14 protein-coding genes are annotated in these 22,671 nt (G+C 67.9%); 7 read left to right on the forward strand and 7 right to left on the reverse strand.

Annotated features, from left to right (window positions below; translation table 11 throughout):
* Nucleotides 1-2 precede the first annotated feature (2 nt).
* The 5 genes from C7H75_RS00795 to C7H75_RS00815 all read right to left on the reverse strand — a co-directional run bounded on the left by C7H75_RS00795 (nucleotide 3) and on the right by C7H75_RS00815 (nucleotide 3,929).
* Nucleotides 3-797 carry an ESX secretion-associated protein EspG gene (locus C7H75_RS00795; RefSeq protein ID WP_005516364.1) on the reverse strand — a complete coding sequence of 265 codons (795 nt, stop codon included), beginning with the start codon at nucleotides 795-797 and terminating at the stop codon, nucleotides 3-5.
* Nucleotides 794-2,026: a PPE domain-containing protein gene (locus C7H75_RS00800; protein ID WP_106851968.1), complete on the reverse strand. Its 1,233-nt coding sequence runs from the start codon at nucleotides 2,024-2,026 to the stop codon at nucleotides 794-796. Before C7H75_RS00800 ends, C7H75_RS00795 begins: the two co-directional genes overlap by 4 nt.
* Nucleotides 2,027-2,064: 38 nt before the next feature.
* On the reverse strand, nucleotides 2,065-2,373 hold the full coding sequence (locus tag C7H75_RS00805) for a PE family protein (RefSeq protein WP_005516359.1): 309 nt from the start codon (nucleotides 2,371-2,373) through the stop codon (nucleotides 2,065-2,067).
* A 130-nt stretch (nucleotides 2,374-2,503) separates the two neighbouring features.
* Nucleotides 2,504-2,854 carry a metallopeptidase family protein gene (locus tag C7H75_RS00810; RefSeq protein ID WP_013414495.1) on the reverse strand — a complete coding sequence of 117 codons (351 nt, stop codon included), beginning with the start codon at nucleotides 2,852-2,854 and terminating at the stop codon, nucleotides 2,504-2,506.
* Nucleotide 2,855: 1 nt separating this feature from the next.
* On the reverse strand, nucleotides 2,856-3,929 hold the full coding sequence (locus C7H75_RS00815; protein ID WP_005516357.1) for a septum formation family protein: 1,074 nt from the start codon (nucleotides 3,927-3,929) through the stop codon (nucleotides 2,856-2,858).
* A gap of 60 nt (nucleotides 3,930-3,989) precedes the next feature.
* On the opposite strand from C7H75_RS00815, the gene C7H75_RS00820 reads away from it, so the two are divergent.
* Entirely contained in the window at nucleotides 3,990-4,412 is a 423-nt protein-coding gene (locus C7H75_RS00820) for an ankyrin repeat domain-containing protein (RefSeq protein WP_013414496.1), read from the forward strand.
* Nucleotides 4,413-4,442: 30 nt separating this feature from the next.
* Nucleotides 4,443-5,702, forward strand: coding sequence for a serine--tRNA ligase (gene serS, locus C7H75_RS00825; protein ID WP_037085833.1), 1,260 nt, complete (start codon nucleotides 4,443-4,445; stop codon nucleotides 5,700-5,702).
* A gap of 80 nt (nucleotides 5,703-5,782) precedes the next feature.
* Here serS and C7H75_RS00830 read toward each other — a convergent pair whose 3' ends face one another.
* A complete protein-coding gene (locus C7H75_RS00830) occupies nucleotides 5,783-6,271 on the reverse strand; it encodes a PaaI family thioesterase (protein WP_005516350.1) in 489 nt (162 codons plus the stop codon).
* 632 nt (nucleotides 6,272-6,903) lie between these two features.
* Here C7H75_RS00830 and C7H75_RS00835 point away from each other — a divergent pair.
* The 3 genes from C7H75_RS00835 to C7H75_RS00845 all read left to right on the forward strand — a co-directional run bounded on the left by C7H75_RS00835 (nucleotide 6,904) and on the right by C7H75_RS00845 (nucleotide 18,036).
* Nucleotides 6,904-10,029: a beta strand repeat-containing protein gene (locus C7H75_RS00835; protein ID WP_233281837.1), complete on the forward strand. Its 3,126-nt coding sequence runs from the start codon at nucleotides 6,904-6,906 to the stop codon at nucleotides 10,027-10,029.
* A 238-nt stretch (nucleotides 10,030-10,267) separates the two neighbouring features.
* Entirely contained in the window at nucleotides 10,268-13,216 is a 2,949-nt protein-coding gene (locus tag C7H75_RS00840) for a beta strand repeat-containing protein (protein WP_233281838.1), read from the forward strand.
* Between the two features lie 299 nt (nucleotides 13,217-13,515).
* The gene (locus C7H75_RS00845; protein WP_159025958.1) at nucleotides 13,516-18,036 is read left to right on the forward strand and encodes a beta strand repeat-containing protein; all 4,521 of its coding nucleotides are present in this window, start codon (nucleotides 13,516-13,518) and stop codon (nucleotides 18,034-18,036) included.
* Between the two features lie 180 nt (nucleotides 18,037-18,216).
* Here C7H75_RS00845 and C7H75_RS25605 read toward each other — a convergent pair whose 3' ends face one another.
* Entirely contained in the window at nucleotides 18,217-18,372 is a 156-nt protein-coding gene (locus C7H75_RS25605; RefSeq protein ID WP_159025959.1) for a hypothetical protein, read from the reverse strand.
* Nucleotides 18,373-18,391: 19 nt separating this feature from the next.
* Between C7H75_RS25605 and C7H75_RS00850 the strand changes: the two genes are divergently transcribed.
* Both C7H75_RS00850 and C7H75_RS00855 read left to right on the forward strand, forming a co-directional pair.
* A complete protein-coding gene (locus C7H75_RS00850) occupies nucleotides 18,392-20,527 on the forward strand; it encodes an Ig-like domain-containing protein (protein WP_159025960.1) in 2,136 nt (711 codons plus the stop codon).
* 62 nt (nucleotides 20,528-20,589) lie between these two features.
* A complete protein-coding gene (locus C7H75_RS00855) occupies nucleotides 20,590-22,617 on the forward strand; it encodes an Ig-like domain-containing protein (RefSeq protein WP_233281839.1) in 2,028 nt (675 codons plus the stop codon).
* The last annotated feature ends 54 nt before the right edge of the window (nucleotides 22,618-22,671 follow it).

Consider the following 22,671-nt stretch of genomic DNA (forward strand, 5'->3'; position numbering starts at 1 on the left):
GCTCAGACGAGTTCGTCGAGCAGGCCGACCAGGGCCTGACGCAGCCGTCCGGGGTGGCCGGGGCTCAGCGACGTCCAGCGGCTCCCGTCGGCGGCGATGCTGGTGGTGCCGACGATCCGCCCGGCCGCGGTGTCGAATACCGTGACCGGCCCGTGCATCAGGTCGGGGCGCCCGTCCTCGTGGACGATGCCGACGATCTCCGTGAAGACGGGGCACCCGGCCAACGCCGGTCCGATCATCGCGGCGTCCGCGGCGGGCACCCCGATTCCGGCCAGTTCCGCGGCGGCCCGATCGGGGTCGGCGAGACGGTCCAAGGCCGCGCCGAGCACCTCCGTGGGCCGATTGACCACACCGAAGGCGAGGGCATCGGCGGTGCCGAGGGCCTGTGCGACCGGCCCGGCGAGGTCGTGCTGCACGTGCTGCAGGGTGAGCGAGTCGCCGCTGCGCAGCGCCAGCACGGCGCCGTCGTCGTCGAAGGCCAGGCACAGCCGCGCGATGGTGCCGGCGGCGAACCGGCGGGCCGCGATCTCCCCGCGAGGCCGGGCCAGGACCCGCAGCCACCGCGCCAGGTCCGGGTGCACGGACCCTCCGTCGAGCAGTCCGGCCGTGGTGAGCGTGGCGTGCGCGCGGTCGAACGCGGCGTCGCGTGCGGGCACCGAGTCGAAGCGCGAGCCGGCATCGAGCACCACAGGCAGCACGTCGACGTCCAGCAGATGGACCAGCAGATCGAGTTCGTCGACGGTGAGTGCCGCCGACGGCAGCACGGTGCCCACGGGGTCGATGCCCAAGTCGATCACCGCCCGTCCTCGTCCGCGTCGGCGCCGATCACCGACGGGATCACCGTGCGGCCGTCGGTGAAGTGCTCGAAGCTCCGCAGGTAGTCCGGAGTGTTGTGGGCGGGGTCGTCGGCGTCGGCCGCTCCGCGCGGCGCCATCGCCGGGGCACCCGCGGCGGCCTGGTTCCGGGCGGTGGTAGCTGCGGCGTCCGTGCGGACCGTGTCGGAGGGCGCGACGGATCCCGGCCCCGCGGCCGCCCCGCCGTGGCCGGTGCCGCCGCGGGCACCCGAGCCGTCGAGCTGCCCGGCCTGCGTCCACCCTTCGGGCAGGGCGGCACCTGCTCCGCTGCCGACCCCCGCGGCCCGGGATGCCGCGGGACCGAACGGGCCGGACGCACCGGCAGCGCCGGATCGGGATCCGGCCGGACGCACGTCCCCGGTGGTGCCGGCCGGGCCGGTGCCCGACAGCGCGGGTGCGCCCCCGCTGAACCCGCCGAGGACCGCACCACCGATGTTGGCGGCCGCCGACGTGGCGGAGGAGACGGCACCGGCGGCGGAGCCGATCTGCGAGGCCGCCGTCGCCGCGCCCGGGCTCTGCGCGAACGCGGTCGCGACCGCCGCGACCGTGCCGACCGGGTCGGTGCGGAAATCGTCCTCGAGCCGGCGCCGAGACACTTCGCCCGCGTCGCCGGCGTCGAGCCCGGCAGTCGCACCATTGCTGAGCGGCGGTGGCTGGGTGAACGTCTCCGGTGTCGTGACGATGCTCGACGCCGCCTCGTACACCTCCATCACCACGCCGGCCCGGAAGTCCATCGCGCGATCGGCAGCCTCGGCGGCGGCCGCGGAACCGTTGACCACCCCACCGGTGCTGTACGCGGCGGTCTTGGCGGCCTTCACCGCAGTGATCTCCGGCAGGCTCGGCATGGTCATCGCCGCGGTCGTGTACGACCCGGCCTGGGTGGACGCCTTGGTCGACGTCTCCGCGGCGAGCGCGGCGGACTGTTCGACCCACGCGGTGAACGGTGCGAGCCGGGCGAGCGCGGCGTCGGCGGCCACCCCCTCCCAACCCGCGCGCAGTTCCGTCATCACCCGGTTGAGCGTGGCGCCCGCGTCGGCGAGGCTCGCCGACAGCGCCGCCCAGGCCGGGCTCGCCGCGCCGAGTGGCACCGGGCCGGCCCCGGCCGAGAGTGTGGTCGAGTTGACCGTTGCCCCGCGCGGCATCCAGACGACGCCGGTGACACCGATGGTCATGCTGCGTTTCTCCTCGAGATCGACTGTGGGGTGCGGCGTCACATGCCGGTGATGAGCGAGGTGCCGAGTGTCCGGTCCTCTTCGCGATAGGCGGCGGCCTGTGCCCGGAGCATCGCGGCGGCTGCGGCCAGTTCCTCGATCCCGCGGCTCGTAGCGGCGCCGAAGCTGCCCGCCAGCCGGTTGAAGTAGCCGGCGGCCAGTACCGACACCTCCTCGGCGCCGGACGGCGCGACGTTCAGCGCGGGGGAGTGGACGGCGAGCGAGGTCTGCAGGCGCGTGACGAGCGCCTCGATTTCTCCGGCCGCTGCGAGGAGGACGTCGGGGTCGACATACACGTGGTCCGACATGGCGGTGGTCTCCTCGGCTCGGGACGGCGGCAACCGGAACCAGCGGCAGGCTTGTTCCTCGATTGGTTGGACGCCGGAGGAGGCCGGTCGGTTCCATGTGAAACCGACGAAAACTCGTCCTGGGCGGGGGTCAGCCCCAGCCGAGCTCGTGCAGGCGGTCCTCGTCGATGCCGAAGTAGTGCGCCACCTCGTGGATCACCGTCACCATGACCTCGTGCACGACGTCGTCGTCCGTCTCGCACACGTCGAGGATCGCGTCGCGGTAGATGGTGATGGTGTCGGGCAGCGCGCCGCCGTAGTGGCTGTCGCGCTCGGTGAGCGCGATGCCCTGGTAGAGCCCGAGCAGGGTCGGTTCCTCGTCGTTGCGCGGCTCCACCAGCACCACGACGTTGTCGATCGCGCGGGCCAACTCCGGCGGGATGAGGTCGAGCGCCTCGGAGACCAGCTCCTCGAAGCGGTCGGCCGTCATGGTCACCGTCATGTCAGCCGCCGGGGGCCGGCAGCGGCGCCGCACCGGGCAGCGGGGTGGGCACCGAACGTCCGTCGGGGGCAGCGGGCGGCGGGACCGGCGCCTGACCGTTGATCAGGATGTCGCCCTTGGCGCTGCCGACGATGGTGGCGAAGCCGGTGCCGTCGACCTCTTGGCCGATCGAGCAGTTGATCTTGCGGCTGCCGACGAGCCAACTGTCGAGGTCCAGGTTGTCCCAGAACAGGGTGAGCGTCTTGTCGCGCAGCACATCGGGCGACCCGAGGTAGCCGGTACTGGCGTCGGTGCACGCCTTCTCGAGGAACCGGTCCTGGTCCTCGACCGACGGCATGCCGCCGGGGAACTGGCTGGCCAGGTCGATCACCCCGACCACCTCGAAGGCATGGGGCTGGGCGCAGTCGACGGGGTCGGACGGCACGTTCTGGTTGATGCCGACGCAGGTACCCGTCTCCCACACCTTCGACTGGTCCTGCTGCTCGACCAGGCCCTGGAACGGCAGCAGCGTGCCGGTGACGCCGGAGAACTGCAGACCGCAGCGGATGGTCCGCTCGCCGGCCGACCAGCCGGCCTCGCCGGGATTGATCAGTCCGACGCTGAACTTGCCCTTCGGGTCGAAACGCCCGTTCAAGTAGGTGTTGACGGCCGGTGCGCACTGCTCGTCGCGCAGTTCGGAGAAGCGCAGGACGCCCGGGAACTTGGCACCGGGGCCGAACTCGATGCCGGGGTACAGGCTGAGGTCGATGTCGGTGGCCACCTCGAACTGGTGCGGTTGCGCGCAGTCGACCTGCTCGAGGTCGCTCGCGTCGGCCTCGGACCATGTGAGGCAGTCACCGGTCGTGGCCGAACCGAACGCGTCACCGGCGACGGCGCCGGTGGGCTGCGGCCCCACCGTGCTGGTGTGCGCGGGAAGCTTCTCGCCCCGGTCGAAGCCGCCGGCCAGGAAGATCGTGGCGATCGCGGCCAGGACCGCACCGATCGCGACGAGCGCGAGAGCGCGCCTGGTCACGGGCGCGGACAGGTGTCGGCCCCGCTCCGGGTGTGGAGTCGGCTGCGGTTGCTCGTCGGACATCGCCTACATAATGCCCGCATCGGGCGCGGTTGCCGAAGTTTCGGCGTAGGTTCGTGCGGCATGAGTGAGGAATCTCCCGATCGGCGCGACGGCGGGGAGCCCGCGGACGTGCAGGAGCTGGCGGGTCGATTGTTCGACATGGCCCGCACCGGCGACGCGGCCACGCTGGCGCAGTACGTGGACGCCGGTGTCCCGGTGAACCTCACCAACGGCAGCGGCGACACGTTGGTGATGCTCGCGGCGTACCACGGGCACGCCGACACGGTGCGTGCGCTCGTCGACCGCGGTGCCGACGTCAACCGACCGAACGACCGTGGGCAGACGCCGCTGGCGGGCGCGGTCTTCAAGGGTGAGGACGGCGTGGTGGCCGCCCTCGTGGCCGCCGGAGCCGACGCGGCGGCCGGTCAGCCGTCGGCGCTCGACGCCGCACGCATGTTCGGACGCGAGGACTATCTGCGGATATTGGGGCAGCAGCCGGAATGAGCGCGGCGTAACCAAGTAGGGTTTGTGGTCGTGATTGACCTCAAGTTCCTTCGCGAGAACCCCGACGCCGTCCGCACCTCGCAGCGCACCCGCGGCGAAGACCCCGGTCTGGTCGACGCGCTGCTCGAGGCCGATGCATCCCGCCGCGCCGCGATCCTGGCCGGCGACACGCTGCGCGCCGAGCAGAAGGCGTTCGGCAAGAAGGTGGGGCAGGCCTCACCCGAGGAGCGTCCCGCACTGCTCGCCGGCTCCAAGGAACTGGCGCAGAAGGTGAAGGACGCCGAGGCCGCCCAGCACGAGGCGCAGGCCAAGCTGGACGAGGCGCACCGCGCGATCTCCAACATCGTGCAGGACGGCGCCCCGGCCGGCGGCGAGGACGACTTCATCACCCTCGAGACGGTCGGCGAGATCCCGACGTTCGACTTCGAGCCGAAGGACCACCTCGAGCTCGGTGAGTCGCTGGGGCTGATCGACATGGAGCGCGGCGCCAAGGTGTCGGGCTCGCGGTTCTACTTCCTCACCGGCTTCGGCGCGATGCTCCAGCTCGGCATGCTGCAGCTGGCGGCGCAGAAGGCGATGGCCAACGGATTCACCATGATGATCCCGCCGGTGCTGGTGCGCCCCGAGGTCATGCAGGGCACCGGCTTCCTCGGCCAGCACTCGGACGAGGTCTACCACCTGGCCGACGACGACCTGTACCTCGTCGGTACCTCCGAGGTCCCGCTCGCCGGCTACCACTCGGGCGAGATCCTCGACCTGTCGAAGGGCCCCAAGCGGTACGCGGGCTGGTCGTCGTGCTTCCGCCGCGAGGCCGGCAGCTACGGCAAGGACACGCGCGGCATCATCCGCGTCCACCAGTTCGACAAGGTGGAGATGTTCACCTACTGCAAGCCGGAGGACGCCGACGCCGAGCATCAGCGCCTGCTCGCGTGGGAGCGCGACATGCTCGACGCGATGGGGCTTCCGTACCGCGTCATCGACGTCGCCGGTGGCGACCTCGGATCGTCCGCGGCCCGCAAGTTCGACTGCGAGGCTTGGGTTCCCACGCAGCAGGCCTACCGCGAGCTGACGTCGACGTCGAACTGCACCACCTACCAGGCGCGCCGCCTGAGCGTGCGGTACCGCGACGAGAACGGCAAGCCGCAGACCGCGGCAACCCTCAACGGCACCCTCGCCACCACCCGCTGGCTCGTTGCGATCCTCGAAAACCACCAGCAGGCAGACGGTTCCGTGCGTGTCCCGGCTGCACTCGTGCCCTTCGTCGGGCGTGAGGTGCTGACGGCGCCGTAGTTTTCCGCCTACAAGCTGAAGGGTCCCTTCATGCGCTCGCAGCGCATGAAGGGACCCTTCAGCTTGTAGGGCGCGGGTAGTCAGCGCAGGATCAGGCAGGTGGTCGACGCCGTCGCCAGCAGTCGGTCCCGGTCGTCGCGGACCTCGGCGCGCGCGGTCGCGGTGGTGCGACCTGTGTGCTCCGAAAAACCGTGCACCCGAATCGATCCGCCGTCTCCCTTGATGCCGCGGATGTAGCGGACGGTGATGTCGAGGGTGGTGTAGCCGACACCCGCCGGTAGCGTGCTCGACACGGAGAACCCCATCGCGGTGTCGATCATCGTGGCGATGACGCCGCCGTGCACGCTGCCGACGGCGTTGTAATGCCACTCCTGCGGTTCCGCCGTGATCTCGACGAAGCCCTCGCGGGCGTCGGTCACGCGGAACCCGAGAGTCGACGCCGTCGGGTGGTGGGGGACCGTGCCGTCGACGAGTCCGCGGACGAACTCGAGGCCGCTGAGGCTGCGGTTGGCCTCCGCGATCGGGGCCGGGTCGTTCCAGGAATAGGTGCGCTGACGTTCGGTGGACACCTACCGGACGGTACCCGGTCGGCTTCCCCGAGCACTCGCGCGAATATTGGAATTCAATTCAGAAATGGAATTCGGACCGTATTGTTTTCGATGAGAATTTCGGTTCGAGTCGTGTCCTGAGGGTGTTGCGTGCTGAGCCGATCGGGCGTCGGCCCGCCGCTCGGGCAACGAAGCCCCGGACTTCGGCTAACTGGAGCGCGGTGGGGTTAATCGAGGGGTGAAAGATCTGCGTGGATCTGTAAACCCAGATTCGGACATGGTACTGGACTAGTGTCCATCAGAGTAGGTGCTGTTGAAGGCCGTGAAGCTCGGCGCTCCGGGTGGCACAGGCCGAGCCGACGGGCCGGCCTAGGTTACTGGTCGGTAGTCTGACTTCGCACGGAGCTAACTGTCAGCAACATTTGGACGTTTGATTCGCAAAAGCGATACGCGGATGTAACGGCGCCGTTATGGTGTGTCGACCTATGCGGATTCCCTCCCCCCATCCGCAACTTCTTACAAGGAAGTGGTGCATGAAAAATCCAATAGTTATGCGCTGTGCCGCCCCCATCACAGGCGCAGCGCTCGTGGCCGGCGTGATGTTGGTGGCCGCTCCCACCACCGCATCCGCGGCGAATACTCCGGTCACTACGGTGACCAACTTCAAGACGTCGTGCCGAGCGAACAACTCGCTGGCGCAGGTCACGAAGTATCAGGACACGTCCGTGTCCGTGACGGCACCGACGCAGGTCGAGCCGGGCGAGACCTTCACCTACCGGATCCAGTCGGGCCCGGCTGCCTACCCGAACTCGGACTCCGGCGCGACGACCACGAACATTTCGCGCATCAAGTTCGACTTCATGATTCCCGACAACGCGACTTTCGTCAGCGCCGCGGTCGTCGGCGCGGGTATCAACCTCGACAACGTCGCCCCAGGCGTGCTGCGTGTCGACGACTCAGGAAACCCGTCGTCGACTGGTCAGATCCTGCGACTGTCCGGCAATAATCAGACGGTCGGTAACGGGCCTTCGTCCAGCACCAACAGTGAGGGTGGCATCCGGGCACCCAAGCTGAAGAAGAACCTCGACGGCACGACGAACGGCAGCGGCGACAGCTGGTTCCAATTGCCTGCCGTCGATGTCACAGTCGTTGCTGGTGTCGCCGGCACGCCTATCACGCCGAAGATTCGTACGGCTGGCACGGCCGGAAATTGGAACGCCTTCGAGAACTTCAACACGACCTTGCCGAAGGCGTCGCTGTTCGGCACTCAGTGGGCGAACACTCGATGTGTGCCTCGCGACACCGAGAACGCAGCCCTCAATGCCGGTGCCGGTCCGCTTGCGACCATCAATGTCGTTGCTGCGCAAGAGTCGACCACCACGACGCTGACTGCCCCGGCGACGGCCGAGACCGGTACGTCGGTCACGCTGACCGCGAACGTCGCGCCCAACAACGCGACGGGCTCGGTGCAGTTCAAGGACAACGGCACCGACATCGGTTCGCCGGTGGCAGTGTCCGGCGGCGTGGCCAGCCTGGACCACACCTTCACCTCGGCCGGTTCACACTCGATCACCGCGGTGTTCACCGCCACCGGTAGCTTCGCCGGATCGACGTCGGCGGCCTCGACGGTGACGGTCTCCGATCCGACTCCCGTCGACGTCGAGACCACGCTGGGGCTGACGGTTCCGCAGACCGCGGAGACCGGTGCGGCTGTCGATCTGACTGCCAACGTGACCCCGTCGAATGCTCAGGGCACGGTCCAGTTCAAGGACAACGGGAACAACATCGGTTCCCCGGTGACCGTGGCGGCCGGTGCGGCGACGCTGTCCCATCCGTTCGCGGCGGCCGGTTCGCACAGCATCACCGCCGAATTCACGGGCGCACCGGGCTTCGCAGGTTCGACCGCGGTTGCGCAGACCGTGACGGTCACCGATCCGGTGGTGCCGGACACGGAGACCACCACGTCGGTGTCGGTTCCGGCTGACGCCGCGACGGGCGCCTCCGTGACCCTCACGGCCAACGTGGCGCCCGCAAACGCGACCGGCACGGTTCAGTTCACCGCCAACGGCGTCGACATCGGATCGCCGGTGCCGGTGTCCAATGGTGTTGCAACGCTGCAGCACACGTTCACGGCCGCCGGTGCCCAGGCGATCGGTGCCGTGTTCTCGGGTGACGCCGGATTCGCCGGCTCCACTGCGGCGCAGACGCAAACCGTCACTGTGACGGATCCGGATGTCGCCACCACGACGTCCCTGACGGTTCCGCAGAGCGCGGAGACGGGCACCGCCGTCGATCTGACGGCAAATGTGCTTCCGGCCGGCGCGACCGGCACGGTGCAGTTCCAGGACAACGGTGCCGACATCGGTGCCGCCGTGACGGTGTCGAACGGTGTCGCGACCCTGTCGCACGCCTTCACGACTATGGGCTCGCACAGCATCACCGCCAGCTTCAGCGGCGGCGCAGGATTTGCGGGTTCGGTGGCTTCGGCACAGACCGTGACGGTGACCGACCCGGCCGTGCCGGACACGGAGACCACGACGACGGTGTCGGCGCCCGCTACCGCTGAGACCGGAACTTCGGTGACGCTGTCGGCGGCGGTGGCTCCGGTCCCCACCGGTGGCACGGTGCAGTTCAAGGTGGCCGGCTCCGACATCGGTGCGCCGGTGAACGTCGACGTCTCGGGTCACGCAACCATGCCGTACACGTTCAATGCTTCTGGTGCGTACGACGTTTCGGCTGTCTACTCGGGTACCACCGGGTTCGCGGCGTCGACCGCATCCGCGCAGACGGTCACGGTGTCGGATCCGACCCCGTCGGATGTGGAGACCACTCTGGGACTGCAGGTTCCGCCCAACGCCGAGACCGGTGACGATGTGGATCTCACCGCGACGGTGACTCCAACCAATGCTCAGGGCACGGTGCAGTTCTCGGTGGACGGTACCCCCGTGGGTGCTCCGGTGACGGTGTCGGGTGGCGCTGCGACGCTGTCGCACGCCTTCGCTTCGGCCGGCACGAAGTCGGTGACGGCCGCGTTCACCGGCGGTGCCGGGTTCGCGAACTCGACGGCGTCGGCGCAGACCGTCACGGTCTCGGACCCGACCCCGATCGATGTCGCCACCACGACGATGCTGGTAGTGCCGGGCAACGCCAAGACCGGTGAGGCCGAGGACCTGTACGCAACCGTGTACAACTCCACGACCTCGGATGTCGTGCCGAGCGGCGGCACCGTCGATTTCTTCGACGGCACAACCTCGCTCGGCAGTGCACCGGTGATCGACGGTGTCGCCACGCTGTCGCACACCTTCACCACCGTCGGCACGCACGACATCACCGCGACGTTCAGCGGCGCAACCGGATTCATGGGCTCCACCGCCGCGGCCAAGCAGGTCGTGGTTACGGTCCCGACGCCGGCGGATGTGGAGACGGCCACCGTCCTGACGGTGCCGGCCAACGCGGCCAAGGGTGCGGCGGTGCAGCTGTCGGCTCAGGTGACCGGCGCCGGTAATGCTCCGGTCGACGGCACGGTCCAGTTCTTCGACGGGGCCACCCCGATCGGAGACGCGGTGCAGGTTGTCGACGGCGTCGCGGTTCTGAACCACACCTTCACCACGGCGGGTGCCCACAGCATCCACGCGGTGTTCAGCGGCGGCCAGGGCGTCGCGGACTCGACCTCGGGTTCACGGACGATCCAGGTCTCCGGTGGCGGCTCGAGCGGCAGCTTGGGCAGCCTGAGCGGAATTCTGGGCGGCCTGCTCGGCAACCTGCAGTTCGGCTCGTAATCCCCACTGGTAAGCAGTAATTCGCGACCCAAGCGGGGCTCCGTCCATCCGGACGTGGCCCCGCTTGTGGCCGTTCCCCGCCGTCTGCGCGACGGTTGCGGGCCGCCGGAAAAGTAATTGGACGATTGATCAGAAACGCTGTTCGACACGCTCCGGCAACGACTAACGTCACGGCGTGCGAGTGCAGACACGAAACCGCCGAGTCGGGGGGCGGGCTACCCGAGGAGGATCTGTGCGTGTGTCAACCTTTCGCCGATTAGCGGCGCCGCTCGTGGCGGGCGTCGCCGCCGTCGGCCTGATAGTGGCCGGCTCCGGCACTGCCATGGCGGCTGATCCGCCGCCCGCCTGGTCGGGCGACAAGACGGCCGACAATCTCAGGTGGAACCTGAGCTTGTCCGCCGTGAACGGGGCGGCGGTCGACCGCACCCAGGTCGGGGTCAACGTCGTCTACCCAGGCGACACCGTGACCTACACCGCCAAGATCTGGAAGAACAGCGGAATAGGCCGGTACATCACCACGATCCGACAGATCGCGCCCGCGGGCTTCCAATACCAGTCCAACACGGTCAGCAAGCAGTCGACCGTCACCAACGAGGGCACCGCCGGCGTCAAGGCGACCTGTTCCGGAGGCGGCTGCAATTCCGTGCCGGTCCTCGGCAACAAGGGCTACCTCGACAACGTGGACTTCGCTGTCACCTACAAGATCCCCGACACGCAGGCTGCTGGCGACTACAACGCCGGCTTCCTCTTCGACGTGTACTCGTTCTCCACCGGGCAGGGCACCAACCCCGCCGGCGCGTGGGTTCGTGTCGCCGACCCGGTCCCCACGACAACGACGGTGCAGACCCCGGGGTCCGCGACGACGGGCGAACCCGTAACCCTCACGGCGACTGTGGATCCAGTCAACGCCGACGGCCAGGTGCAATTCAAGGACGGCGCCTCGAACATCGGCTCTCCGGTCACCCCGGTGAACGGTGTCGCGACGCTGACACACACCTTCGACACAGCAGGCTCGCACGCCATCACCGCTCAGTTCACCGCGGGTAGGGGCTTCGACGATTCGACGTCGACGGTGCAGACCGTTGCCCTGTCGAACCCGGATGTGGCGACCTCGTTGTCGCTGAGTGCGCCGGCGTCGGCCGAAACGGGTTCGTCGGTAGACCTGACGGCGACCGTCACCCCGGCGAATGCCCAGGGCTCGGTGCAGTTCACCGACAACGGGGCTCCGATCGGATCTCCCGTCCCGGTGGCCAATGGTTCTGCAACACTGCCGCATACGTTCACATCCGTGGGCACGCACAGTCTTGCCGCGAACTTCACTGCTGCAGCGGGTTTCACGAACTCTTCGGCGACCGCGCAGAACGTGACGGTTGTGGACCCGGATATCGAGACGACGCTCTCGGTGACGGTGCCGGGCACAGCCGAGACGGGGCAACCCGTCACGTTGTCGGCTGCGGTGACTCCGCCGACAGCGCAAGGCGATGTGCAGTTCAAGGTCGACGGCAACCCGGTGGGTGCGCCGCAGGCGGTGTCCGGCGGCTCCGCGAGCCTGCCGTACACGTTCGATGCTGCCGGTTCGTTCGAGGTGACGGCCGACTTCACGGGTGCGAGTGGGTTCACGAACGCGTCGGCCGCTGCTCAGACCGTCACGGTATCCGTTCCTGACGTGGTGACGTCGTTGACACTGGACGTTCCGGCGACCGCGGTCACGGGAACCCCGGTGGATCTGGCGGCGACTGTCTCGCCGTCCGGTGCGCAGGGCACGGTTCAGTTCACCGACGACGGTACTCCGATCGGTGCCCCCGTTGCTGTGGTGAACGACGTTGCCACGCTGCCGTATACATTCACCGATGCAGGCTCGCACAGCGTCGGTGCGTCGTTCACCGCTGGTCCGGGCTTCACGGACGCAGCAGCCTCGTCGCCGGCGTCGGTCGTGGTCAGTGATCCGGATCAGCTGACGACGACCACGGTGACGGTGCCGGGCGCCGCCCAGACGGGCACGGCGGTGATGTTGGAGGCGACGGTGGCCCCGATTCCGTCCGCCGGCACGGTGCAGTTCCAGATCGGTGGTGTGGACGTCGGTGCCCCGGTGACGGTGTCAGGCGGTGCGGCGAGCCTGCCGTGGACGTTCGACGCCGCAGGCTCGTTCGCGGTGACCGCCGTGTACTCGGGCGCAACCGGTTTCGAAGGTTCGACTTCGGCTCCCCAGTCGGTGGCGGTGTCCGATCCGGACGTGACGACGTCGCTTACGGTTCAGGCCCCGGCTACTGCGGTCACGGGTACGTCGGTCGATCTGACCGCGACGGTGTCGCCGTCGAACGCGCAGGGCACTGTGCAGTTCGAGATCGACGGCGTGCCTGTCGGATCGCCGCAAACCGTGTCCGGTGGTGCGGCCTCGCTGCCGTACACATTCAATGCTGCCGACACCCATGCGGTGACGGCGGAGTTCACCGGTGCTGCCGGGTTCACGAATTCGACGGCGTCGGCGCAGACCGTGACCGTGAGCGATCCGGCGCCGGTCGATGTCGCGACGTCGACATTGGTCGGTGTGCCGGGGTCGGCGACGACGGGTGCGCCGACCACGTTGTCAGTGACGGTGCAGGCGCAATCGGGGTCGGCGGTGCCGACGGGTTCGGTGCAGTTCCGCGAGAACGGCAGCCCGATCGGGTCACCGGTGGTTCTGGTGAACGGTTCCGCCTCGGTCGACCACATCTTCACCGTGGTGGGCACACGCCAGGTCTCGGCGGTGTACACCGCCGATGCCGGGTTCGTGGGGTCGGCATCGGTCGATCGTCCGGTGGTGGTGTCGGCTCCGAACCCGTCGGATGCGGTGTCGTCGGTGGTGATCGTGTCGACGCAGTCGCCGACGGCCGGTGCGCCGTACGTGTTGAAGGCGCAGGTGATCGGTGCGCCATCGTTGCCGGGAACGGTGCAGTTCTTCGACGGTGGTGTCGAGATCGGTGCTCCGGTTCCGGTGGTCGACGGGGTTGCTGAGCTCACGCACACGTTCACGCAGAGCGGGCCGCGTCAGATCCATGCGGTGTACTCGGGTGGCACGGGCGTGGCGGGTTCGACGTCGGTGACGCAGACCCTCGACGTCGTGCAGTCCGGTGGAGGCACGGGTGGCACCGGGTCGCTGGACCTCGGATCCTTGGGCAGCCTGAGCGGATTCCGCTTCGGGTTCTGACTCGAGAGGTGAATCAGGCTGTGGCCCTCCGCGCTCCTGTGCGGAGGGCCACGGCCCATTCTCACCAATCGTCCTCGACTTGGACGTTCGTCCGATAGAGTTCGACTCGCATTTCAGACGCGGAGTCGGGCTGCGGATTGGCTGCAGGGGGTGGCGTGGGCCCTGCAGCGCGCCCCGAACTCGATACTCATCGGCGCAGTGTCCCAGGTCGAAACCTGATCCGTTGAGCTGACGACCGATCGTCGTCGTCGAGAGGGAAGTGCATGGTTGGCAGGGGATTACGCCGAATAGTCGGCGGAGTGAGCGTTTTCGCAATGGCTGCGGGATTCGCGGCAACGGTGGGTGTCGGGTCGGCAGGCGCGGCGGCCGCATCGGTGAACTGGTCGGACGGCAGCAGCGCATTCAAACGGACGGTGAGTAACTCGACGCCGTCCGTGGGCGAGACGATCTCGATAACCACCGATTTCGACCGCACCGGTGGCGTCGTGGAGTACATCCAGGCCGTGAAGGACATTCACCCGCCGTGTCTGACATACGTCAGCGGCAATCGTTCCAGTCCGGAGGTCGCGGCGGACTACACCCGCGTAACGGGCTCGTGGCCGGTGTATCCCAACATCTCGCCGAATATCCAGACCTTCACGTTCAACTACCTGGTGACGGCGAGTTGCGCTCGCTCGACGCCGCTGATGACGACGATGCACTACTCGGGCAGCCTCGGCAGCGGCACCTACTCGGACAAGGGCCCGACGATCACGGTGTCGAAGGACACCACCACTACGACCTTGGCGGCGGTGCAGACACCGATACTGACGGGGCAGTCGGTGACGTTGACCGCGACGGTGACCGGTGCCGCGCAGGGCAACGCGGTGGAGTTCTACGACGGCGCGACGAAGCTCGGGGAGGGCCCGATCAATGCCTCGGGCGTGGCAACCTATGCGTGGACGCCGACCACGGCGGGGGCGCGGAGTCTCACGGCGAAGTTCGCGGGCACGGCGATCGCGAACTCGTCGCAGTCGGCCGCGCAGAACGTTCAGGTGAACGCCCCGGTGACGACGGGTACGACGGTGTCGGTCCCGGGTACGGCCGTGACGGGTACGCCGGTGACACTGTCGGCATCGGTGACCCCGGCGAATGCGGTGGGCACGGTGCAGTTCAAGGACAACGGCGCCTCCGTCGGTGCGCCGGTGACGGTCACCGCCGGCCAGGCAACGCTGCCACACGCGTTCACGACCGCGGGCGCTCACAGCATCACCGCTGATTTCCTCGCAGGGTCCGGGTTCGTGAACTCGTCGGCGCCGGCGCAGACGGTGACGGTGAACGCCCCGACAACCACGACGCTGCAGGTTCCGGCCTCCGCGACGACGGGCGCACCGGTGACGTTTTCGGTGTCGGTGATGCCGGTGAATGCCGCCGGGACGGTGCAGTTCAAGGACAACGGTACGGCCATCGGATCACCGGTCGCCGTCGCAGCAGGACAGGCATCGGTACAGCACACGTTCGGTGCTGCCGGATCGCACAGCATCACCGCGGAGTTCAGCGGTGGTCCCGGATTCGCTTCCTCCGCAGCCGCTGCGCAGACCGTGACGGTTGCCGATCCGGATGTGGAGACCTCGCTGTCGGTGTCTGCTCCTGGTTCCGCGACGACAGGTGCGTCGGTGGACCTGGCGGCGACGGTGAGCCCGTCGACTGCGGTCGGGTCGGTGCAGTTCAAGGTGAACGGGAGCCCGGCGGGCGCAGCGGTTCCGGTATCCGGTGGTGAGGCTGTGCTGCCGTACACGTTCAATGCTGCCGGCTCGTTCGCGGTGACGGCGGAGTTCACGGGCGGTGCCGGGTTCACGAACTCGAGTGCGTCGGCGCAGAACGTGGTGGTCAGCGATCCGGATGTGTCCACGTCGTTGTCGGTCACTGCTCCCGAGTCGGCGACGACGGGTAGCTCGGTGGATCTGTCGGCGACGGTGAACCCGTCGAACGCGGTCGGCTCGGTCCAGTTCACGGACAACGGTGCGCCGATCGGGTCTCCGGTTGCGGTGGTGAATGGTGTTGCGGCGCTGTCACACACATTCACGTTGGCGGGCGGGCACAGTGTTGGCGCCGATTTCGTTGCCGACGCCGGTTTCACGAATTCTTCGGCTACGGCGCAGTCGGTGACGGTGGCTGATCCGGATGTGGAGACGTCGCTGTCGGTGACCGTTCCGGCTTCTGTGACAACTGGTGAGTCGGTGAGCTTGTCGGCTCAGGTGACGCCGGTGAGCGCTCAGGGTTCGGTGCAGTTCAAGGTGAACGGGAGCCCGGCGGGCGCAGCGGTTCCGGTATCCGGTGGTGAGGCTGTGCTGCCGTACACGTTCAATGCTGCTGGTTCGTTCGCGGTGACGGCGGAGTTCACGGGCGGTGCCGGGTTCACGAACTCGAGTGCGTCGGCGCAGTCGGTGACGGTTGTGGATCCGAATGTGACGACCTCGTTGTCGGTCACGGCGCCTGGGTCGGCGACGACGGGTAGCTCGGTGGATCTGTCGGCGACGGTGAACCCGTCGAACGCGGTCGGCACTGTTCAGTTCACGGACAACGGTGCGCCGATCGGGTCTCCGGTTGCGGTGGTGAATGGTGTTGCGACGCTGTCACACACGTTCACGTCGGCGGGTGCGCGCAGTGTCGGTGCTGATTTCGTTGCGGGCGCGGGTTTCACGAATTCTTCGGCTGCCGCGCAGTCGGTGACGGTGGCTGATCCGGATGTCGCGACGTCGCTGACGGTTCAGGTGCCGCCGACGACCACCTCGGGCGCTGAGCTGAACCTCGTCGCGAATCTGACACCCACCAACGCCCAGGGCTCGGTGCAGTTCAAGGTCGACGGTGACCCTGTCGGGTCCCCGGTTCCGGTGTCCGCGGGTGCGGCGATCCTGCCACACACGTTCAATGCTGCTGGTTCGTTCGCGGTGACGGCGGAGTTCACGGGTGCTGCCGGGTTCACGAACTCGAGTGCGTCGGCGCAGTCGGTGACGGTTGTGGATCCGAATGTGACGACCTCGTTGTCGGTCACGGCGCCTGGGTCGGCGACGACGGGTAGCTCGGTGGATCTGTCGGCGACGGTGAACCCGTCGAACGCGGTCGGCACTGTTCAGTTCACGGACAACGGTACGCCGATCGGTTCTCCGATTGCGGTGGTGAATGGTGTTGCGACGCTTCCGCACACATTCACGTCGGCGGGTGCGCACAGTGTCGGTGCTGATTTCGTTGCGGGCGCGGGTTTCACGAATTCTTCGGCTGCCGCGCAGTCGGTGACGGTGGCTGACCCGGATATCGCGACGTCGCTGGCGGTGACCGTTCCGGCTTCTGTGACAACTGGTGAGTCGGTGAGCTTGTCGGCTCAGGTGACGCCGGTGAGCGCTCAGGGTTCTGTGCGGTTCAAGGTGAATGGTTCTACGGTGGGCGCCGCGGTTCCGGTATCCGGCGGGGCAGCGAGCGTACCCCATACCTTCAATGCTGCTGGTTCGTTCACGGTGACCGCGGAGTTCACGGGTGCCGCCGGGTTCACGGATTCGACTGCGGAGCAGAGCGTGACGGTCTCCGATCCCGATGTGACCACGTCGCTGGCGGTGACTGTTCCGGGTTCGGCCACGACCGGTGAGTCGGTGAGCTTGTCGGCTCAGGTAACACCGGCGACCGCTCAGGGTTCTGTGCAGTTCAAGGTGAACGGTTCTCCGGTGGGGCCTCCGGTTCCGGTGACCGCGGGTGCGGCGACTCTGCCGCACACGTTCGACGCTGCCGGCTCGTTCGCGGTCACGGCCGAGTTCACCGGCGCCGCCGGCTTCACGAGCTCGTCTGCGCAGGCGCAGAACGTGACGGTTTCCGTTCCGGTTGTTCCCGATGAGGACACCACCATCACGGTGACCGCTCCATCGACTGCGGAGACAGGCCAGCAGGTGACCCTGTCGGTGGCGGTGTCACCGGTTCCCACCGGCGGCACGGTCCAGTTCTCGGTGGCCGGCACCGATGTGGGGGCTCCGGTCTCCCTGGACGGCAGCGGTCAGGCGAGCATGCCGTACACCTTCGGTGCGGCCGGTTCTTTCTCAGTGGCGGCCGTGTATTCCGGCACAACAGGTTTCGCTGGTTCGACCGCCGCGGCCCACACCGTCGTGGTGAGCGACCCGGCACCGGTCGATGTTGCAACGGCGACGCTGGTCGGAGTTCCGGAATCGGCGATAACGGGTGCGCCGACGACGCTGTCGGTGACGGTGCAGGCGCAGTCGGGTTCGGCGGTGCCGACGGGTTCGGTGCAGTTCCGTGACAACGGCAACCCGATCGGATCCCCCGTGGTTCTGGAAAACGGCTCCGCCACTGTCACTCACAACTTCGGCTCTGCCGGGACACACCAGATCACAGCCGAGTACCTGCCCGGTGCCGGATTCCTCGCGTCTACCTCGACGCAGTATCCGGTGGCGGTGTCGGCTCCGAATCCGTCGGATGTGGTGTCGTCGATCTTGATGTCCTCGGCTCAGTCGACCACGGTCGGAACCGCCTTCACCCTCGAGGCTCAGGTGACCGGTGCGCAGACGTTGCCTGGGACAGTTCAGTTCTTCGACGGTGGCGTCGAGATCGGCTCGCCCGTGGCTGTGGTGGACGGTCTCGCCACAATCGTGCACACATTCACGTCGACCGGGCCGCACCATGTTCATGCCGTGTACTCGGGTGGCACGGGTGTGGCCGGTTCGACGTCACCGGTCCAGGTGTTCGACGTGAGCGAGGCCGGCGGCGGCACCGGTGGTGGTGGGTCGCTGGACTTCGGATCGCTGGGGAGCTCGAACGGGTTCCGCTTCGGCTTCTGATCCATTGACCGACGGGTGGCCCCTGCCGTGGAGGCAGGGGCCACCCCTCGTTTGGGGGGGGCGTCACACTCAACTGGACATTTGTCCGGCAAAACTGACACGCGTTGCAGTTTTCCGGTCTATGGTGACTCACTCGGAGCGCTGTATCCATAGCGCCGGTCAAACCGTTGTTTCAGGGAGTCAGATGAGTTCCTCGTTACGGAGGCGCTGCACCGTGGCGTTCACCGGGTCCGCGTTGATCGCCGGATCGTTCTTGGTTGCCCAACCGGCCACGGCCGCGACGACGACGGTCGACTTCACGACGACATGCCGTGCGTCCGCGACGATCAACGTCACCAAGACCCCTGCCGCGTCGGTGACCGTCGCTGCTCCCGACACGGTGGCCCCGGGGGAGACCTTCACGTTCCGGATGCAGACGAACGCGCAGTCGTTCCCCGACTCCGATTCGGGCGCGAGCACGACGAACCTGTCGAGGCTGAAGAACGACTTCGAGATCCCGTCGAACGCAACCTTCGTCAGCGCGGTGATCGTGCCGGGCTCCTCGGCGAACCTGAGTGGGGTCGCGCCGAGCGTCATCCGCGTCAACGACAACGGAACCGCCGACGCCAGCGGCACGATTCTCCGGATCTCGGGCAACAACGAGGTGATCGGCAACGGAGCGTTCACCAGCACCAGTAGCGAAGGCGGCATCGTCGCGCCCAAGCTGAAGAAGAACATCGACGGTAGCAACAACGGGAGCGGTGATTCCTGGTTCCGGCTGCCGGCGATCGACGTGACGATGGTGGCCGGCGAGTCCGGTGTCATCCAGCCGAGGATCCGAACGAGTGGAGCGGCGGGCAACTTCAACAACGACAAGAACTTCAGCACGCAGCTCGCGAAAGCCTCATTCCTGGGCGTGCAGTGGGCGCCCACGCGCTGCAGTCCGCGCAACTCCGAGAGCGCCGCCCTCAATGCCGGCGCGGGCCCGCTGGCGACCGTCCGGATCGCAGTACCGGACACCGTCACCTCGACGACGCTGAGCGTGCCCGACTCTGCGGCGACCGGCACTGCCGTGCAACTCGCCGCGACCGTGGCGCCCGCAGGGGCGTCGGGCACGGTGCAGTTCAGGGACGGTGGCGCGAACATCGGTGCTCCGGTCCCCGTGATCGACGGGTCCGCAAGCCTGTCGTATGCGTTCGGATCGCTCGGCGCCCACAGCATCACGGCGGTGTACTCGGGAGGGGCGGGATTCGCGTCGTCCACGTCGGAGGCACGGACTGTGACGGTGACGCCGCCGGTCGTGGCCACGTCGACGACGGTCACCGTACCGCCGACCGCCACGACGGATCTCGCAGTGGACCTGGTCGCCGCCGTGACCCCCGTCGGCGCCAGCGGCACGGTGCAGTTCAAGGACGGTGCTTCCGAGATCGGTGCACCGGTTCCCGTCACCGGCGGAGTCGCGACGCTCCCGCACGCCTTCACGACAACTGGCGCCCACAGCGTCACCGCGGTCTACTCGGGCGGCGCGGGTTTCGGGCCGTCCACCTCGAGTGCGCGGACGGTGACCGTGTCCGAGCCCATGCCCGACGCCGTTGCCACCGTCACCACGTTGACGGCCCCCGGCGCCGCAGAGGTCGGAAGCCCGGTCACCCTCTCGGCCACGGTGTCTCCGACGCCGGTCGACGGTGCCGTTCAGTTCCGGGACGGAGCGACGAATCTCGGTTCTCCGGTGCTCGTTTCGGGCGGAGTCGCAAGCCTGTCCCATACCTTCACCCGGGGTGGCTCGCACGTGATCAGCGCGGTCTTCAGCGGTGGATTGGGGACGCTCGGTTCCTCGGCTGCGCCGGTGACCGTAGCCGTCACCGCGTCGAACATCGGTACCGCCACCCTGTTGAACGTGCCCGGTGAGGCGAAGTCCGGCCGGCCGGTCGACCTGTGGGCGAGTGTGTTCGACTCGGTCGACGGTGTGCCGGTGCCGGCCGGTGGAACCGTGCAGTTCCGCGACGGCGCCTCGGCGATCGGCAACCCGGTAGCCGTGATCGACGGTTTCGCCAAGCTGACACACGTTTTCGATGCGACCGGTGCGCACTCGATAACGGCCACGTTCTACGGAACGGGCGCCTATACGGCGTCGAACTCCGACGCCCAGGACGTCAACGTGGCGCTCGCTTCGGTCACGGACCTCGCGACGGCCACCGAGTTGGTGCTGCCCGGTGGTGCAGTTCCGGGAACGCCGGTCAGCCTCTCGGCGCGCGTGGTCGCCCCACGGACCCCGCACGGCACCCTGCAGTTCTTCGACGGCGACAAGCCGATCGGCGAGGCAGTCGATCTCGTCGACGGGCGGGCGAGTCTTACGCATTCCTTCAGTGGAACGGGGTCGCACACGATCGTCGCGAAGTACAGCGGTGCAGAGGGATTCATCGAATCTTCCTCGATCGCGGGAGTGCTCGTGATCGCTGAACCCGGCGGACCGACGGGCGCCGGCACCGGCAGCCTCTCCTTCGGTTCGTGAGGGCGGGAACGACCATGCGACAGCGAAACGCCGACATGGCGAGAGAAGAACGGACGATCAGCATGACGAGCAGGACGGGGCGGAGATTGGCCGCCGCTGCGGGGGTGGCCGCGTTGACAGTGGGTCTCGTCGGAGCCGGCGCAGGATTGGCCGGTGCCGCTGCGGATTCGACGATGTGGCAGGACGGAAGCAGCAAGTTCACTCGAACCGTCAGCGACACCACCCCGAATGAGGGCGACGTCGTCACTGTGTCGACGAAGTTCGAGCGAACCGCCATTCCTGGCGAGTACATCTACACGGTCAAGGACGTCCATCCGACGTGTCTGACGTATGTGGACGGTTCCGCGAAGGTCAACGGCTCCACACGGGCCTTGGAGAGCCAAGGCGCCGACTTCGCGCGCGTCAAGGGAACTGTGACGGAGTGGCCGGTGGGCGCTCTGATCGGTGGAAAGCCACACACATTCGAGTTCTCGTACCGGGTCGGCGCGGACTGTGCGCGAGGCGTGGCGTTGCCGACGACGATGCACTACACGAGCAGTCTCGGGAGCGGCACCTATTCCGACAAGGGACCGGCTCTCACGGTCGGCAAGAACGTGTCGTCGACTTCGTTGGCGGCGGTGCCGGCTGCACAGGTCGGCAAACCGGTGACGCTCAGCGCGACGGTGACCGGCGGCAAGCAGGACGATCCGGTCGACTTCTACGACGGCTCGACGAAGATCGGCACGGGTCGACTGAACGCATCAGGTGCGGCCACGTCCTCGTGGACACCCACGACGGCGGGTACGCGGTCGGTGCAGGCGCGGTTCGCGGCCACGGCGTTCGCCAACGGATCGGATTCCGCGGTGCAGTCGGTCCAGGTGGCGGAGGCCGACGTGGTCACGTCGCTGACGCTGCAGGCGCCCCAGTCCGCGCTCACCGGAACACCGGTGACGCTGTCCGCCACCGTCGACCCGAGCTCGGCGTCGGGCACGGTGCAGTTCAGGGACGGGAACACGAACCTCGGTGCGCCTGTTGCCGTCTCGAATGGTGTGGCCATGTTCCCGCACACGTTCACGACGGCAGGTGCGCACTCGATCTCGGCGGTGTTCACGGGTCCGGGCTTCGTCTCGTCCACGGCACCTGCGCAGACGGTGACCGTCTCGGTTCCGGACCTGGCCACGGTCACCACGGTCGACGCGTCCGTGACGGCGCAGACCGGAGCGCCGGTGATGCTCTCCGCGTCGGTCACCCCGGCGCCGAACGGTGGAACAGTCCAGTTCAAGGACGGCGTCGCCGCGATCGGCGGAGCGGTCGAGGTCGTCAACGGAACAGCCACACTCGAGCACACGTTCTCATCCGTCGGCAGTCACTCCATCACCGCGACATACTCTGGTGCAGCAGGATTCGAACCTTCGACTTCATCGGTCCGGTCCGTGTCCGTCACCGATCCGGTGGTGACGCCGCGTAGCACGGTGACTCTGCTGAGCGTCCCCGGTGAGGCCAAGACCGGCGCAACCACCGACCTCTGGGTGACCGTGCGCGACTTCTCCGGAGCTGCGGTCGACGGCGGTACCGTCCAGTTCCGCGACGGCGGGCAGGATATCGGCGACCCGGTCGCGGTGAGCTCGGGTGTCGCGCGGCTTCCGCACACCTTCACAGTGGCGGGAACGCACTCCGTCTCTGCGGTCTTCTCGGGAGTCCCTGCGTTGGACGGCTCGGTGGCAGCGACCCGGAACGTGAACGTGACGGTTGCGGCCCCGACCGACGTCGAGACCGCGACGGCGCTGACTGTGCCGGCCTTGGCGACCAGTGGCACCGAGGTGACGTTGTGGGTATCGGTGGTGTCGTCGGGTCCGGTTCGCGGGACGATCCAGTTCTTCGACGGCGCCACCCCTATCGGTGAGGCTGTGGAACTGGTCGACGGTGCTGCGACGCTGCAGCACTCGTTCGTCACACCCGGTGCGCACCCGATCACCGCGGTCTACTCGGGAGCGGAAGGATTGAGTGGATCCACCTCCGAGGCTCGGACCGTCCAGGTCGCAAGCGTCGACTCGACGCCGGGTGGTGGCACGCGAACCGGAAGCCTCAGCGGACTGCCCTTCGGTTCCTGACGGGTCGGGGCGGGCGCGCAAGCGGCCGCCCCGGATCCGCTGTAGCGAAAACCG

Source organism: Rhodococcus (subgen. Prescottella) equi (assembly GCF_003013675.1).
GTDB classification, from domain to species: domain Bacteria; phylum Actinomycetota; class Actinomycetes; order Mycobacteriales; family Mycobacteriaceae; genus Prescottella; species Prescottella equi.

Bases quoted from the DNA above. Each gene is read 5' to 3' on its own strand.
- C7H75_RS00800 (WP_106851968.1), bottom strand. From the start codon at position 2,026: ATGACCATCGGTGTCACCGGCGTCGTCTGGATGCCGCGCGGGGCAACG.
- C7H75_RS00805 (WP_005516359.1), bottom strand. From the start codon at position 2,373: ATGTCGGACCACGTGTATGTCGACCCCGACGTCCTCCTCGCAGCGGCC.
- C7H75_RS00810 (WP_013414495.1), bottom strand. From the start codon at position 2,854: ATGACGGTGACCATGACGGCCGACCGCTTCGAGGAGCTGGTCTCCGAG.
- C7H75_RS00815 (WP_005516357.1), bottom strand. From the start codon at position 3,929: ATGTCCGACGAGCAACCGCAGCCGACTCCACACCCGGAGCGGGGCCGA.
- C7H75_RS00820 (WP_013414496.1), top strand. From the start codon at position 3,990: ATGAGTGAGGAATCTCCCGATCGGCGCGACGGCGGGGAGCCCGCGGAC.
- C7H75_RS00855 (WP_233281839.1), top strand. From the start codon at position 20,590: ATGACGAGCAGGACGGGGCGGAGATTGGCCGCCGCTGCGGGGGTGGCC.